Here is a 16006-nt window from a genome sequence, read left to right as displayed (position 1 = left end):
ACGCGATCGCGTCTCCATCCGTCCGTGTGGTTGTCTTGTCGACATTCTGCTCCGGGCGGTAGCTCAGGAGCTCAATGTTGGAAAAAATCAGTTCGTTCACGCTGCCGGTCTGGCGGTCACCGAAAGTTATCCTGGCTGTCTCAGTCTTTCTCAATTTTGCGGGTTTTACACTCATCGCTCCCGTCGCTCCCTTCCTGGTGACGCAATACGTTTCCCCCGACCGGCTCGCTATCTCCGTCAGCATGATCATGACCCTCTACGCGGTCTGTCAGTTCGTTGCCGCGCCTGTGCTGGGGGCTCTAAGCGACCGGCTGGGGCGCAAACCAATTCTGATCGCGGCACTCGTCGGCTCGGCTACCGGCTATTTCCTCTTCGGCACGGCCGGATCTTTTTGGATGCTTCTTGTCAGCCGCGCCATCGATGGGCTGACTGCCGGCAACACGGGAGCAGTTTATGCCTATGTGGCTGACACGACCGAGCCGGGCAGCCGCGGAAAGGCGTTCGGAGTTCTCGGTGCCGCCGGCGGTTTCGGTTTCTTGATCGGCCCGGCGGTGGGCGGGCTTCTCGGAGAGATTTCCCTGTCTGCACCGGCATTCGCCGCCGCGGGGCTCGCAATTCTCAATCTGATCTGGGTAATTGTCGCCCTGCCTGAAAGCAATTTCGGGCATTGCCGCTCAAGTTCTCTGACGCTGCAACAGCTCAACCCGCTTAGCCCTCTCGTCTACGCATTAAGGCTGCCATTGATCAAAATCGCGTTCGCCAGCGCGTTTCTGTTCTATCTGGCCGGCACCATGCTCCAGGTGAACATCGCCGTGTTCGCCAAAGACATCCTATCGTTCGAACCTCTTGAGATTGGCTTTCTATTATGCACGGTCGGCGTGCTCGACATCATAAGCCAGGGTGTATTCGCACCGAGATTGCAGGCCATCTTCGGTGAACTTTCAACCGCGGTAGCAGGCCTTGCGATCAATGCCCTTGGCCTGATGATGGTAGCCGCGACGGTGGATATCACGTCGTCCGGACTTTTGTTTGGCGCGATCGCGATCTTCACTCTTGGCGATGGTTTCTACCAACCGTCGATGAGCGCTGTGATTTCTAACGCAGCACCCGGTGATCAGCAGGGTGTTGTTCAAGGCGCCAACCAGGCCCAGCAATCGATCGCAAGAACTCTAGGGCCACTGGCGAGTGGCGCATTGTATCAGTTGTCCGCGGGCGGGCCTTATATAGCCGGTGCCGCGGTGATACTGGCGTCGATGTTTTTTGCCGGGAAAATTCGAAAGCAGCCGGTGGAGACCGACGACCGACGCCAACCTCGCAGCAGCCATTGATTGATGCGGGGCCTAACCGTCAAAGCCAGCCTTTGTCTTGTGTGGATCGGGGCTGGCAACGAGTTTGCTCCAAGTAAACGCCGTCCTACCGCAACAATGCCGCCGTCGTGGCAACATATCGCCCTCGTCAGGGATCGCGTTGCGCGTCGGTAATCCGTTCGCGGGCGCGCACCAGATGGTAGCGCATATAGAGCGCCGCGTGCTCCCCGTTTCTCGCCCGGATCGCTTCGACGATCTGCTGGTGCTCGCGCAGCACGGCGATGCGTCGCTCGTCCGAGCCTAGTTTCGTCAGGTTGAGCGCCACGCCCATGGAGCCGCTAATCTCTCCGCGCAGGTGTTCGAAGAGCGATACGAACAGGTCGTTGCCGCTCGCGACGGCGACCTCGCGATGAAAATTGAAATCCGCCTCGCTGGGAGACTGGCCGTTCATGATTTTTTCGCGCAGCAGCTCGTTGGCTTCGTCGAGATTGTGAAGGTTCTGGCTGGAGCGGCGCTCCGCCGCCAGCGACGCTGCCGCAGCCTCCAGCGCGAAACGAACCTCGAAGGACTTCAGATAACCCGCGACATTGGACGGCAGCACGAAGCGGGTAATGGCCGAGGGCGGCACGGCGCGCACGAATGTGCCGGAACCGCGCCGCGAATAGACAAGGCCATCAGCCTGCAACCGGATCAAGGCCTGGCGAACCACCGGGCGCGATACGGAAAAAGCAGAGCAGATATCGTTCTCCGCCGGCAGCCGATCGCCTTCCTTGAAGGCGCCGTTCAGGATCTGCTCCAGGATCTGGCCGTATAGTTTGTCCGCCAGCCTCTCCTTGCGCGGCGGCGTCAATTGCAGTTCCGCCATTCAACATCTCCCCTTAGCTCCCAAAACTCTCGTCCCGGCGGCCCTCCCGGCGCGCGATATGACAGTACCGACCATGGCGCGAGCCTGCATATCCATCGATAGGCACAATTTCAAAGATGTCATCAAAAATTACTTCTTTTGCGGCTTTTTTTACAAAATTTGAAATGAGAGTTGACAACTTAGGTGACCGTGTTAGCGTATTCGAAATTGTCGAAGTGCATTCGGCGTCTCAGGGAGGAGATATTCAGATGCAGCACGCGGCGCGAATCGACCATCATTGCTGGCGCGGGAAACGCAGCTGAGGTCGCAAAGCCAAACTTCAACGTCATTTCTGTCGCACCCTGGGCCGTAAGCCACGAAGCTTCGGCAACAGGGAGTTTTTGCCCGCTTCAGGCATCGGTCGACAGTACATTTCTTCAAGCCCGGCACGCCAGCGCGTCGGCTCGCTCATTCATGCCTTTTCCGACAGAGGAACATTGCCGCACATCCTCGAATATTTCTACGAACAGAACAAAGGCGAGGACCCGCGACGGATCGAATTCCTGATGCTGAACACGACAAGCAGAACGAACTGAAGAGCTCGAAGATTTCAATTGGGAGGTTGAACATGATGAAACATCTTATGGCGGCGACATTTCTGGTCGCTGCAGCGCTGACGGTCCCGCAGGGCGCAGCGCTCGCCGCATCGCCGCCGAACATGCTGGTGATCGGCACGAACCTGACCGGCATCCGTACTCTGGACCCGGCAGACAACAATGCCCGCACGGTTTCGGAGCTGATTTCCAATATCTACGACAACCTCGTCCAGCTGCCGCAGAACGACCTGCAGAAGCTGCAGCCGATGCTCGCGACCAAGTGGAGCGCCTCGGCCGACGGCAAGCTGATCACCATCACGCTGCGCAGCGACGCCACGTTCCAGAGCGGCAATCCGGTGACCGCCGAAGATGCCGCCTGGTCGATCCAGCGCGTCATCAAGCGTGGTCAGGTCGGCTCGACCGATATCGCGCTCTGGGGCTTTACGGCCGACAATGTCGAAAAGCTGGTGCGCGCCAAGGATGCGCAGACGCTGGAAATCGAGCTGCCGATCCAGGTCAGCACCGATCTCGTGCTTTATTCGCTCGCCAGCTCCTCGCTTGGCATCGTCGACAAGAAGACCGCCATGTCGCATGAGGCGAACGGCGATTTCGGCGCCGCCTGGCTTGCCGCCAACTCGGCCGGCAGCGGTCCTTTCACGCTTTCGCAATGGCGTCCGAACGACATCGCCGTCTTCGAAGCCAACAAGAAATACTGGGGCGGTGTCCCGGCCATGGCCCGCGTCATCACCCGGCATATCCCCGAATCCGGCAACCTGCGCCTTCAGTTGCAGGCCGGCGACGTGGATGTCGGCCAGTATCTCGCAAGCGGCGACTTGGATGCGCTGGCGAGCGACAAGAAGATGGTGATCGACAATGTTCCAGGTCTCGGCTTCTATTATATCGCGCTGAACCAGAAAGACCCCGATCTGCAGAAGCCTCTGGTCCGCGAAGCATTCCAGCATGCTTTCGACTGGAAGGCGATCTCCGGCAATATCATGCGCTATACCGGCTTCCCGTGGCAGTCCGTCGTGCCGAAGGGCATGATCGGCGCACCGACCGACAATACATCCCGTTACGACTACGACCCGGCCAAGGCCAAGGCCTTGCTGGCGCAGGCCGGTTATCCGAATGGCCTCAAGAAGGTGCTGAACCCGTCGGGTGCCGCAACATTGCCGTTCACCGAAGCCCTGCAGGCAAGCGCCCGTGCTGCCGGCTTCGACCTTAACCTCGTGCCCGGCGAATACACACCAGCCTTCCGCGAGCGCAAATACGAAATCCTGCTCGGCAATTCCGGTGCCCGCCTGCCCGATCCGTTCGCGGTCGCCACCCAATATGCCTACAACCCGGACAATCGCGACGAGGCCCGTCTCGGCAGCTATTACCTGTGGCGCACCGCCATGCAGGTTCCAGAGCTGAACACCCTTGTCGATCAGTCGATGAAGGAACACGATACGACCAAGCGCACGGAAATATTCAAGAAGATCGATGCGATCTACAAGGGCATGAACCCGCCGCTGATCGTCTTCTTCCAGCGCACCGACCCCTATGTCATTCGCGCTAATGTCAAGGGTTATCAGGGACATACGACCTGGTCGACCCGTTGGCACGACGTGACGAAAACCAAGGAGTAGGATTGACGTGGCCAGCGTGGACATGACGACACGAGACAACTCGCCCGTACCGACCACGACTGGTCCCGCCACCAATGGCCCGGTCGATGACATGCCGGATGATGGCATCAAGCTTGCCGTCCGTCACTTCATCGGTCGCGTCGTCGCTGTGGTGACGACGCTGCTGGGGCTGCTCTTCCTGACCTTCTCGATGGGACGCCTGCTGCCGGCCGATCCGGTTCTGGCGATCACCGGACCCGAGGTCAGCAAGGAAGTCTACGACCGGATTTTCAAGCAACTCGGGCTCGACCAGCCCGTTTACATCCAGTTCCTGAGCTATGTGAAAAGAGTGCTGACCGGCGATCTCGGCGTCTCCGCGATCACCGGCCAGCCCATCGTCACCGATCTGCTGTCGATCTTTCCGGCGACGATCGAACTGACCCTGGTGGCGATGATCGTCGGCACTATCGTTGGCGTGCCACTCGGCATCACGGCTGCGGTTCATCGCGGCAAGCCGATCGACCATGTCGCCCGTATCGTCGGTCTTGCAGGCCATTCGATCCCGACCTTCTGGATGGGTTTGATGGCGCTCTTCATCTTCTATGCCAAGCTGCAATGGGTCGGCGCATCGGGGCGCGTCGATGTCTATTACGAAGGCATCGTCACGCCGGTGACCGGCTTCCTGCTGCTCGACTCCGCCATGGAAGCCAATTGGGACGTCTTCCAGAATGCGCTCGGCCACATCATCCTTCCCGGCTCGATCCTCGGTTATTATTCCGTCGCCTATATCAGCCGCATGTCGCGCAGCTTCATGCTGGAGCAGCTCGGCCAGGAATACATCATCACGGCGCGCGCCAAGGGGCTGGCCTCCCGCCAGGTGATCTGGCGCCATGCCTTCCGCAACATCCGCGTCCAGCTCCTGACCATCATAGCGCTGACGCTCGGCGGCCTGCTTGAGGGCGCGGTGCTGATCGAGACCGTCTTCGCCTGGCCGGGGCTTGGCCAGTATCTCACCCGCGGCCTGCAGATGAACGACATGAATGTCGTCATGGGCGCGGTTCTCACCATCGGGATCGTCTTCCTGATCATCAACATCACGTCGGATGTGCTCTACCGCATCCTCGACCCGAGAACACGGTGACAGATATGGCGATACCCGTTTCCCAATCTCGCCCCACGCCTCGGGGCATTCGCGGCTGGCTTCTCGCCCCTGAACCCAAGGGCACGCTGCATGCGTCTCTGCAGCAATTCTACCAGGGCTGGCTGAAATTCCGGGAACATCCGCTCGGCGTCGTCGGCCTGGTGGTTATCCTGATCCTGATCTTCACCGCCGCCGGCGCACCGCTTCTGACGCAATACGATCCGATCGCTCAGAACATGGCGATCCGCCTGTCGCCCCCCTCCTGGGACCACATTCTCGGAACCGACAATTTCGGTCGCGACGTCTTCGCCCGCATCATTTACGGCGCACGCACGACGCTCGACATCATCATCCTCGTGACGATCATCGTCGCACCGATCGGCCTCTTGATCGGCACCTGCTCCGGTTATTTCGGCGGCATTGTCGATGAGGTGCTGATGCGCATCACGGATATCTTCCTCTCCTTCCCCGGTCTCGTATTGGCGCTCGGCTTTGCGGCAGCTCTCGGTCCCGGCATCACCAATGCGATCATCGCGATCTCGCTGACTGCCTGGCCGCCGATCGCCCGCCTCGCCCGCGCCGAAACGCTGAGCCTCAGGCAAATGGACTATATCGCCGCGGTGCGGCTGCAAGGCGCATCCTCGGCCGCCGTGATCACGCGCCATATCCTGCCGATGTGCGTTCCCTCCGTCATCGTCCGCGTGACGCTCAACATGGCCGGCATCATCCTGACCGCCGCCGGCCTCGGCTTCCTCGGCCTTGGCGCCCAGCCGCCATGGCCGGAATGGGGCGCGATGGCCGCCACCGGCCGCGAGTTCATGCTCGACAGCCCCTGGGTTATCGCCGCACCCGGCATTGCAATCGCGGTCGTCAGCCTTGCCTTCAATCTCGTCGGCGATGCCCTGCGCGACGTACTCGACCCCAGAGGTGGCGAATGACCGAACCGCTCATCGATGTCAGAAATATGGAAATCTCCTTTGCCCACGGCTTCGTGAAAGCCGTGCGCGGCGTGAGCTTCCAACTCGGCCGCGAAAAGCTCGGCATCGTCGGCGAGTCCGGCTCCGGCAAATCGACCGTCGGCCGGGCCATCATGCGGCTCCTGCCGCCGACCGCAAACGTCACCGCCGACCGGATGACGTTCAAAGGCACCGATCTTCTCGCCGCCAGTGAAAAGCAGATGATGGATATCCGCGGCAAGCAGATCGGCCTCATCCTCCAGGACCCGAAATATTCGCTAAACCCGGTCATGCGCGTCGGTGAGCAGATCGCCGAGACCTATCGGCTGCATTATCCGAAAGCCGGCAGGAAAGCCGCTGAGAAGAAGGTGCTGGAAATGCTGGAAGCGGTAAAGATCCGCGATCCCCAACGCGTCTTCCGGCTCTATCCGCACGAAGTCTCCGGCGGCATGGGCCAGCGCATCATGATCGCCATGATGCTGATCGCCGAGCCGGAAGTGCTGATCGCCGACGAACCCACGTCGGCGCTCGACGTGACCGTGCGCCTCGATGTTCTGGCGCTGCTCGACGAACTGATCGCCCGGCGCAACCTCGGCCTGATCTTCATCAGCCACGATTTGAACCTGATCCGTAAATTCTGCGACCGGGTGCTGATCATGTATGCGGGACGCGTCGTTGAAGTGCTGAAGGCGTCCGAACTCGACAATGCCCAGCACCCCTATACCCAAGGGCTGCTCGCCTCGCTGCCGTCCATCGAAAACCCGCCGGCACGCCTGCCGACGCTGACGCGCGATCCGTCCTGGCTGACGCAACCCACGATCGGAGTGCCGTCATGATCGACGTCGAAAACCTCACCGTCCGGTTTGGCCCGCGCACGCCGCTCGTTGTGAAGGGCATCAGCTTCACCGTCGAACGCGGGAAATCCTTCGGCCTCGTCGGCGAATCCGGCTGCGGCAAATCCACCGTGCTCCGGGCGATTTCCGGCCTCAACCGCAATTACGGCGGACGGATTTCGCTGGATGGCAAGCCGCTGGAGCCGGAACGGAGCAAAGCCTTCTTCCGCGACGTCCAGATGGTCTTCCAGGACCCCTACGGCTCGCTGCATCCGCGCAAGACAGTTCGCTCGCAGTTGATCGAACCACTGCGCAATCAGAACCTGCCGATCAAGGAAAACGCTGTTTCCGACGTGCTGAAAGCAGTCGGTCTCGATCCCGGCCTCGGTTATCGGTTCCCGCATCAGCTTTCCGGCGGCCAGCGGCAGCGCGTCGCGATCGCCCGCGCATTGATCCTCGACCCACCTGTTCTGCTGCTCGACGAGCCGACATCGGCACTCGACGTTTCCGTGCAGGCGGAAATCCTCAACCTACTCGCCGACCTGCAGAAGGAACGCGGGTTGACCTACCTGCTGGTGAGCCACGACATGGCCGTCATCGCGCATCTCTGCAGCCGCGTCGCCATCATGAACGGCGGCGAGATCGTCGAGGAGACCGGCATCGAGCAGATCCGCTCGGGCCATGTCCAGCATCCCTATTCCCAACGGCTTCTTTCCGCCAGCCGCGCTTACGGCAAGCAGGAAATGCGCCCGGTCGAGGTCATGAACTCGGCCTGATTCCAACGAGCGCCCAGCGCCTGGACGCTGGGCAAGTCCGTTCCTCAATGCTTTTCCACTCACCCCTGAACCGGGAGCCTGAAGCCATGGCCAATTTTTCCGTGACACCCGAAATGCTTGCGAAATCGGTCCTCTCCGTGCCGCCCCTGGCACGCAAGGCCGACTACACGCTCGACCGCGAAGGCAACCGCCAGATTCTGGCGCATCTGGCGCAAGGCGGCGTGACGACAGCGCTTTATGGCGGCAACGCCAACCTCTACAATATCTCCGTCCGCGAATTCGCGGAGATGGTCGACATGCTGAAGGAGATCGCCCCCTCCGGCACCTGGCTTATCCCTTCGGTCGGTCCGGACTACGGCAAGTCGCTGGACCAGATCGCAATTCTCAAGGACCACGACCTGCCGACAGCGATGGTCCTGCCCCTGAATTTCCCGGTGACTTCGGCCGGCGTCGCAACCGGCCTTCGCCGTATCGCCGACGCCTACGGGCGGCCGATCGTCGCCTATGTTAAATCGCTCGACTACATTTCGGCGGCCGATCTCGCGGCCGTCGTTGCGGATGGGGCGATCTGCACGATCAAATACGCAGTCGTCCGGCAGAACCCGAAGGAAGATACCTACCTCTCCGAACTCGTCCAGAAGGTCGATCGCAAGATCATCATCTCCGGCATCGGCGAGCGGCCGGCGATCAGCCACCTGATGGATTTCGGTCTGCAGGGCTTCACGTCCGGCTCCGTCTGCGTCGCACCCGCCATGTCCACCGGTATCCTGAAAGCACTGAAGGCCGGCAACGTCGCCGAGGCGGAACGGCTGCGGGCCTGTTTCATGGGGCTGGAAGACCTGCGCGACGGCGTATCGCCGCTCCGCGTCCTGCATGAAGCGGTCGCGACAGCCGGCATTGCGGATACCGGCCCGATGCTGCCGTTTCTGAAGAATATCACCGATGCCAAGGTGCTCTCCGCCATAACGGAAGCTTCGCAGAAACTGCTGGCGGCGGACCGGGCATATCAATCCGGTCAGGTCGAGAAGCAGGTTGAGCGGGCCTAGATGTTTGATCCCGGATTTTGATGGTGCAATTCTCTCGCAGGAATGGAGGGACGCACTTTGGGCCAACTTCTACACCGGAGCGCAAGACGTAAGGAGACAGGTGCTTGGTCCTGGAGCTCGCCACGATGCCCGGGATTTCGCATCCACAGGGAAGGGTCGTCAGCCCATCTTCTTCAAGCATGGAGTGGCCCGTTAGAGAAGACCTTATTGTGGCAAAGCGGACCGGGACGGCGGTGCGCCGCCCAGCCGCGCCCAGCGATGTAGTGGTCATGCGAGCGCGGCACGCCATAGCTCCACCCAATGGATCATGGTGGACCTGAATCAGACGCGACAGATCGCTGAGGCAAATCACTTGTCTTGCCAATTGCTGTACGAGCAGAGACGCTACAGCGAAGCGCTCCAGCTTGCTTTGCGCAAGTCGAAGGAACTGATATCCATGCGTGACTTGAGGCCTCTAGGAACTCTCATGCGCATCTTCCTCGCCGCCGTACTCACAATTTCCATTTCAACATTCGCGTCATCCGCCGAGATCAAACGAGCGCCGGGGCCGGACGGCGCCGATCTGATTTCAATCCGAGGTATCCTATCCGAAGGCGATGACCTGACCTTCCGAAAGGTAGCCGCAGCCTCAGAGAAAGCGATCGTCGTCCTCGACAGCCAAGGCGGCGCCGTGTTGGCAGGACTGGAGATCGGCCGTGCCATCCGCCTAAGAGGATTCGCCACCGCTGTTGCGCCGGAAACGCTCTGTGCATCCGCATGCGCTCTAACTTGGCTCGCAGGCTCTCCTCGTTTCATTGATAGCTCTTCCAGGCTTGGATTCCATGCAGCATATCGGGTTGTTGCAGGTAAGGCAGCCGAGAGTGGCGTTGGCAATGCACTTGTCGGAGCTTACCTTAGTCAGATCGGAATGACAGAATCGGCGATCATTTACGTAACATCCGCTCCGCCTGAGGGGATAGACTGGCTGACACCCGAGAAAGCGGAAAAAGTTGGCATCTCATATGAACTGATGCGGGGCCAAGCCCAGCCGAACGTCACCTTGACGGCGACAACCGAGCCTTATGACCCGATGTCGGCGGTAACGAGGTTTTATAGCGCACTTTCCAGCGCGGATGGTGAAGCGGCTGCGGCTTTGGTCATCCCGGAGAAGCGGGGTCAAGGTCCTTTCAACGAAACGAGCATTCACACCTTTTATTCCGCTATGTCCACGCGCCTGACCCTTAGATCCACCGACAGGTTGTCGGAAAATGTCGTCAGAGTAAGCTACCATTACATGACGAGCACTGGGCGGGCTTGCTGGGGTCGCGCCGATGTACAAACCATTCACGTATACGACAGGACCCTCATCTCGCGTATTAAGGCGCTCGATGGATGCTGATGTATCGAGAACCGCCGATTCCACTAAGGATGGCAGCAGCTCCCGGCTTACTCACGACATTGTAAGCCGGACCAGTATCTAGTCATCAAGCCCTTCAGTTCCAGCAAAGGTCCCGTGCCGCCAAAAGCCTTCGCAGCGTAAGAGGTTTTCAACAACATTAGTCCTCGGGTAGTCCGCGTAAGAAACGTTCGTAGACTATCGCGAACAACAGACCTTTCGAACGAAAGCGTTCCCGTATGTCGCCATGGAATCGTCGGGAACTGCCTTATTCTGCTTAAGGTCATCCGTCAGCCGGGCTGCGAACTGGCCATCTGTAAACGTGCGGTCGAGCGTTATGGCAAACCATCCGTTGGTCGCGAGATAGGCGGAAAGAGGCAGCGTAGAGTTTCGGATGTAGTCCCTCGTTTCCGAAAGGTTGTCAAAACTCTTCACCTGCACGAACGCGGTGCCGAACGGAGCGGCTTCGAACTGTGAGACCCAGACCCATGAGTGGTGTAGATAGCCGACCTTTCCGACCACTGATACCTTAAACCACTTCTCGGTGTCTGCGAGGATTGTGACGGCAGCGCCATTCGCAACCCGGGTGATGGTCTTCGAACTCCCCGCCGGGCCGGCTTTGAGAGTCACCGATCCTTTCGGATGCTGCACGCGACCACTCTGCGCGGGCGGGATAAGTAGCGACGGTTCCGGCGGTGCCTCCATGGGCTGTGTCAGGCTCGTGACGGTAGGATTGCCCGTAGGAGCATAGGCCTGAGGTGCTGGCGGCAATGTTGGCGACGGTGCCGGTGAGGGCATTAGGCTTTGCTGCGGCTGGGCAGTTTCGGCAGTGGGGAAATTCATGGCCACCCGAAGCTTGAGCATCTCACTGCCCGATAGATACCTAATGTCATTGCTATCGTATTGCAGCGCGAGCGTTAAAAGCGCTGGGTCAACGCCCATCTCCATGATGTAGGTCATCACCTCGGCGGTAAGCTGTTGCACGGTCGAGACAGCTTCCTCGACTGTCAGGCCGCTGGTATCCGCGAAGGAGGACTTGTGGACGCCTATCGAACCGGGCTGAGCATAACGTTCAATGCCGCCGAGAAATGCAAGAGAACAAGCAGAGGCGCACTCGTCTCCGCGAAGCTGCACGGTGGTCATCTTGAGCAGCCGGATTGCTCTACCGAGCTCCATGGCTTTCTTTACGTTCCCGCCTGTCGAATTGAAAAAGATAACCGTAGCACCCGATGCCCGGACGGCATTGACGAAGTCTTGAATGTTATCCGTGAACTCGAACGCTCCACGCACGACGAGGTACTGGGTCCCCTTGTCGGTCTGCTGCGAGGTATAGGAAAGCCGAGCTTCCGCTCTGCCGCAAAGCCCAAGCATCCCCAGTAGCAGAAAAATACATGCACCCCGATAACCTAAACGCATTGCGACAGCCCCCACAGCTGCTTCAACTATTGCGCGGTTTCATACCTCCTTCAAGCTTCGTTTTAACAGATCGTTAATGTTTCCAGATGGATGTTATTCCGGCTCGGCTAGCGGGCGCTGTAATTTCGGATCGAGCGCGTGCCGTGGGAATTGTGCCAGGGCATCTAACCTGGTTTTGAGGGTGACGTTGCCACAAGAGCGCCTTGCTCCAGATACGGGATGGCCTCAGCCAACCTCACTTTCGCAACGGTGGGTCAGACGTTCGCAGAGAGAAACGAATGCTTTGGGTGCTTTGGGTAACGGCGAATTCCACAACCTCCTCGCCCAGCGGAATGACCAGCTTTCGGCCGACGAGGACGTCTCGGATATCTGACGGATATCCGCTTTACGAAATGCGGATTCGATGAGCCTTTCGTAACCATCGGGCGAACAAGCCTCAAGCGCATTGTTGCAGGCCTTTGTTACAAGGCAGCCAATGCGCAATTGTTTGGAAAGGCGTTAAGTATTTGATCTTGGTAGGGATCAAATCGGAATGGTGCCCAGAAGAGGACTCGAACCTCCACACCCTTTCGGGTACCAGCACCTGAAGCTGGCGCGTCTACCAATTCCGCCATCTGGGCGACGGAGAGCCATGTACGGGTGTGACCTTCCCCTGTCAACTGGCTTTTTGAAGTTTCCGCGCCCGTCGCCAAAAAACCTTCACGGATCTGTCACGGGCGGTCTCAGCTGCCGCCGTCCTCGGTCGCCTTGCGGTCCACGTGGCCGAGGTCGCGGTCCGGGTCGATCATGTCGCGCACCCGCTGCTTCAACTCCTTGGGGCCAGGGAAGCCTCCGTCGCGCTTGCGCTCCCAGATGAGCGTCCCGTTCACCTGGATCTCGAAATTGCCGCCGGTGCCAGGGATCAGCGCCACCTCGCCGAGCGCATCGCCAAAGGTCTGCAAAAGCTCCTGCGCCATCCAGCCGGCCCGCAGCAGCCAGTTGCACTGGGTGCAGTAGAGAATCGTAATGCGCGGTTTTTCCATGATGTTTCGCCTTCTACCCAAGTCAATTCGGTCTCACGATATTGTCAACCGGAACGGTCAAGTTTTTGAACGCGCATATCTCGACAGAAAGGTCGCGAACGTCAATTTGGATCTCCTGCGACGACGGTCGCGTCGTTTTCAAAGAAAGAGGTCCCATGGCTCTTCAATCCACCACCCGCTCCCGGCTGATCATTCCGGCGCTCGCTCCTGTCTATACCTCCGGCCATGAGATCGTCGAGACGATCCTGCGCGTCGCAGCCGGCGCGCTGCTGGTCACCCACGGTTTCGGCAAGATCACCAACCCGTTCGGCGCGGTCGGCATGGTCGAAAGCCTCGGTTTTTATCCGGGCGTCTTCTGGTCGCCGCTGCTCTCTGCCACGGAATTCTTCGGCGGCATTCTCGTCACCATCGGCCTCTTCACCCGGCCCGCCTCCTTCGCGGCGATGATCGTGCTTCTGGTCACCGTCTATTTCCACGGCATCGCCCAGAACCAGGGTCTCGCCGGCGCCGAAAAGTCTATCCTCTGGGCAGCGATCTTCCTGTTCTTCGCTCTGCGCGGCGGCAATAGCCACTCGGTCGACGCCCGCCTCGGCCGGACGCTCTGAACTTCAGGAAAGGCTGGGCCGCTCCCGGGCTCAGCCTTTTCGCTCGAGTGCCAGCCGCACCACGGTGGCGAGATCGGCGTCGCCATATCCGAGTGCCGCGGCATTCTCGAAACTGGCGCGCGCCGCCTCGATGGCCGGTGTCGCGACACCAAGACCGCGGGCAAGATCAAGAACCACGCCCATATCCTTGAGCACGCCGGAGACTGGAAACCCGACCGCCTCGGTCTCGCCGAGGATGACCGGAAGCCGCGACCGCATGGCCGGGCTTGCAGCCGGACTGCCGGACAGGATCTCGATCATCTTGCCGCGCCCGAGCCCAGCCTTGCCGCCGAGCTCGACGGCTTCCTTCATGATCTGCCACAGCCCCATCAGCATCATGTTGTTGACGAGTTTTGCCGATGCCCCGTCGCCCAACCCGCCGACGTGATGGATACGGTTCGAAAGCATCTCGGCCAACGGCAGGAAACGCTGAAAGTCCTTTTCCGCCCCTCCGATATAAAGACCGGCCGTGCCTGCCAGGAGCATTTCCGGCCCGCCGGAAATTGGTGCGTCGAGAAGTGCCGCACCCGCCTTGCCCATCGCATCTTGATGGGAGCGCAGCGTCTCGGGGCTGACGGTGCTGGTATCGACGACCAGCTTGCCGGCCGGCGCGGCGGCGGCGAGTTCATCAAGCACGGCATGCACGGCGGCATCGTCGAGCAGGGCAAGGATGACGATATCCGAAGCGTCGAAAAGCGAAGCCAGGCCAGCTGAGGCGGCAATCCCGAGTGCCGAAGCCTTTTCTCCGGAAAGCCCGCTGCGTGTCCAGCCCGTCACCGAAAAGCCCTGCTTCTGAAGGCGCTCGGCCATGGCACTGCCCATCCGGCCGAGGCCGACGATACCAACCCGTTCTTTCGTCATGCGTTGATCCTGCTCATGTCGTTGCTGCCGGAGTTAAAGCAGAACATGCCGGTCTCGTCTTCTTCATTTTGCATTGCGGGAGGGTTGAGGAATATTTCATATTCGACATGCGTAATCTGAGGGAGCCCGGACGGAAGATGAGCGAAATATTCAAGGGCGGCTGCTTCTGCGGCAACGTGCGTTATCGCATGTATGGGCGACCGATGTTCATCCATTGCTGCCATTGCACCGACTGTCAGCAGCAGACGGGCGGCGCCTTTGCGATCAATGCCCTGATCGAGGCCGATCGGGTGGAGGTGACGAGTACGGAGCCGGTCGCGATCGCCATGAAGACCGATAGCGGTCTGCCCCACGATATCTACCGCTGCCCAGAGTGCCAGACAGCGGTCTGGAGCGATTACGGCCGGCGCAAATGGATGCTGTTCATCCGGGTCCAGACGCTCGAAAGGCGTGGCGAATTCTCACCGGACGTGCATATCTTCACGCGCTCGAAAGTCGCCTGGGTGGGCCTGCCGGAAGGCGCCAATGTCTTCGAGAACTATTACAGCTCCAAGGCGATGTGGCCGGCGGAAAGCGTCGCGCGGCGTGAGACGGCCCGGATCAAGGCCGGCGCGGAACGGTGAAGCACGAGAAGCCAGCGGGGAAGACGGTATGGCGAGCGAGCGCGAAAAGATGGCGGCCGGCGAGTGGTATTGCTGTTTGGACCCGGAACTCGACGGGTTGAGGAACAAGGCGCGTATTGCCGTCCATGCGCACAACACCATGCCGCCCACTGAACGCGGCGCGATGGCGCCTGCCCTGCGGGCGCTGTTCGGCGCAGCCCCGGACGCTTTTCTGGAAGCCCCCTTCCACTGCGCCTACGGCTTCAACGTCTTTCTTGGGCAAGGCGTCTATCTGAATGCCGGCTGCACGATCCTCGATAGCGCACCGGTCAGGATCGGTGCCCGCTCGATGCTGGGACCTGGCGTGCAGATCTATTGCGCCGATCACCACCGCGACCCCACCCTGCGCGCCGAGGGCCACGAGATTGCCCGTCCGATCGACATCGGCGCCGACGTCTGGATCGGCGGCGGCGCGATCATCCTCGGCGGCATCACGATCGGCGACGGGGCTATCGTCGGCGCCGGCTCGGTGGTGACGCGGGACGTGCCGGCGGGCGCCACGGTTGCGGGAAATCCAGCCCGGTTGATCACGCCGCGCGTCTGATTTCAGAACATCGCCGCGCGTAAAGATTGGATTCAGCATTTTTTGGTAATTTTCCGTTAGCAATTCCTGTCAGGGGTTCTCGACGGCAAGGGGCGGCCGTCTTCGTTGTTTTGCGTACGGGTTATCAAATGCGTTTATCGGCTGTGCCAGCACTCCTCGTCACCTGCTTCGCCTTGGCGGGCTGCGCCTCGACGTCCGGCCCGGAAGAGCTGATGGCCGGCGTCGCGACGCAGGAGAAGACGGGCTCCGTCGACCTGCCTGCCGCCCCCGTTCCATCGGTCGGCGTCGGCAAGACCTCCCGGATCGGCGCACAGCAAACACCCCAGCGGCAGGCGCCGCCACAGCAGGACATCGCCTGGACCGGTCCGATGCC

The 16006-nt window shown here is 60.3% G+C and carries 15 protein-coding genes, 1 tRNA gene and 1 pseudogene; 12 read left to right on the top strand and 5 right to left on the bottom strand.

The window, feature by feature from the left end; translation table 11 throughout:
• Positions 1-74 precede the first annotated feature (74 nt).
• Complete coding sequence (locus MOV61_RS04520; RefSeq protein ID WP_247135717.1) at positions 75-1328, top strand: MFS transporter; 1254 nt, start codon at positions 75-77, stop codon at positions 1326-1328.
• A 127-nt stretch (positions 1329-1455) separates the two neighbouring features.
• Here the strand turns inward: MOV61_RS04520 and MOV61_RS04515 are convergent, their stop codons facing one another.
• Positions 1456-2172 (bottom strand): FadR/GntR family transcriptional regulator, encoded by a 717-nt coding sequence (locus MOV61_RS04515; protein ID WP_040124163.1) that lies wholly within the window; start codon positions 2170-2172, stop codon positions 1456-1458.
• Between the two features lie 622 nt (positions 2173-2794).
• On the opposite strand from MOV61_RS04515, the gene MOV61_RS04510 reads away from it, so the two are divergent.
• From MOV61_RS04510 to MOV61_RS04480, 7 genes are all read left to right on the top strand, one after another.
• Positions 2795-4378 carry an ABC transporter substrate-binding protein gene (locus MOV61_RS04510; protein WP_247135776.1) on the top strand — a complete coding sequence of 528 codons (1584 nt, stop codon included), beginning with the start codon at positions 2795-2797 and terminating at the stop codon, positions 4376-4378.
• Between the two features lie 7 nt (positions 4379-4385).
• Positions 4386-5498: an ABC transporter permease gene (locus MOV61_RS04505; RefSeq protein ID WP_247135716.1), complete on the top strand. Its 1113-nt coding sequence runs from the start codon at positions 4386-4388 to the stop codon at positions 5496-5498.
• Between the two features lie 5 nt (positions 5499-5503).
• Positions 5504-6436, top strand: coding sequence for an ABC transporter permease (locus tag MOV61_RS04500; RefSeq protein WP_247135715.1), 933 nt, complete (start codon positions 5504-5506; stop codon positions 6434-6436).
• On the top strand, positions 6433-7290 hold the full coding sequence (locus tag MOV61_RS04495; RefSeq protein ID WP_247135714.1) for an ABC transporter ATP-binding protein: 858 nt from the start codon (positions 6433-6435) through the stop codon (positions 7288-7290). Before MOV61_RS04500 ends, MOV61_RS04495 begins: the two co-directional genes overlap by 4 nt.
• On the top strand, positions 7287-8063 hold the full coding sequence (locus tag MOV61_RS04490; protein WP_247135713.1) for an ABC transporter ATP-binding protein: 777 nt from the start codon (positions 7287-7289) through the stop codon (positions 8061-8063). The genes MOV61_RS04495 and MOV61_RS04490 overlap by 4 nt, the downstream gene beginning before the upstream one ends.
• An 86-nt stretch (positions 8064-8149) precedes the next feature.
• Complete coding sequence (locus MOV61_RS04485) at positions 8150-9109, top strand: dihydrodipicolinate synthase family protein (RefSeq protein ID WP_247135712.1); 960 nt, start codon at positions 8150-8152, stop codon at positions 9107-9109.
• Positions 9110-9575: 466 nt separating this feature from the next.
• On the top strand, positions 9576-10487 hold the full coding sequence (locus MOV61_RS04480) for a hypothetical protein (protein WP_247135711.1): 912 nt from the start codon (positions 9576-9578) through the stop codon (positions 10485-10487).
• 195 nt (positions 10488-10682) lie between these two features.
• On the opposite strand, the gene MOV61_RS04475 is transcribed toward MOV61_RS04480, so the two are convergent.
• The 3 genes from MOV61_RS04475 to MOV61_RS04465 form a co-directional block, all read right to left on the bottom strand.
• Positions 10683-11900, bottom strand: coding sequence for an SH3 domain-containing protein (locus tag MOV61_RS04475; protein ID WP_247135710.1), 1218 nt, complete (start codon positions 11898-11900; stop codon positions 10683-10685).
• 533 nt (positions 11901-12433) lie between these two features.
• Positions 12434-12520: transfer RNA gene (locus MOV61_RS04470), tRNA-Leu, on the bottom strand.
• Positions 12521-12622: 102 nt separating this feature from the next.
• Positions 12623-12925 carry a SelT/SelW/SelH family protein gene (locus MOV61_RS04465; RefSeq protein WP_041364050.1) on the bottom strand — a complete coding sequence of 101 codons (303 nt, stop codon included), beginning with the start codon at positions 12923-12925 and terminating at the stop codon, positions 12623-12625.
• A 152-nt stretch (positions 12926-13077) separates the two neighbouring features.
• Between MOV61_RS04465 and MOV61_RS04460 the strand changes: the two genes are divergently transcribed.
• Entirely contained in the window at positions 13078-13527 is a 450-nt protein-coding gene (locus MOV61_RS04460; RefSeq protein ID WP_247033827.1) for a DoxX family protein, read from the top strand.
• 30 nt (positions 13528-13557) lie between these two features.
• Here the strand turns inward: MOV61_RS04460 and MOV61_RS04455 are convergent, their stop codons facing one another.
• The gene (locus MOV61_RS04455; protein ID WP_247135709.1) at positions 13558-14427 is read right to left on the bottom strand and encodes an NAD(P)-dependent oxidoreductase; all 870 of its coding nucleotides are present in this window, start codon (positions 14425-14427) and stop codon (positions 13558-13560) included.
• 137 nt (positions 14428-14564) lie between these two features.
• On the opposite strand from MOV61_RS04455, the gene MOV61_RS04450 reads away from it, so the two are divergent.
• The 3 genes and pseudogenes from MOV61_RS04450 to MOV61_RS04440 all read left to right on the top strand — a co-directional run.
• Positions 14565-15050, top strand: coding sequence for a GFA family protein (locus tag MOV61_RS04450; protein WP_247135708.1), 486 nt, complete (start codon positions 14565-14567; stop codon positions 15048-15050).
• 28 nt (positions 15051-15078) lie between these two features.
• Complete coding sequence (locus MOV61_RS04445; RefSeq protein ID WP_247135707.1) at positions 15079-15633, top strand: sugar O-acetyltransferase; 555 nt, start codon at positions 15079-15081, stop codon at positions 15631-15633.
• Between the two features lie 128 nt (positions 15634-15761).
• Positions 15762-16006: pseudogene (locus MOV61_RS04440) on the top strand (glycosyl hydrolase); the annotation flags it as partial.

Source organism: Neorhizobium sp. BETTINA12A (assembly GCF_023006485.1).
Classification (GTDB): Bacteria; Pseudomonadota; Alphaproteobacteria; order Rhizobiales; family Rhizobiaceae; genus Neorhizobium.
Note: the sequence above shows the minus strand (reverse complement) of the source record. Positions and strands in the feature narration are given on the sequence as shown.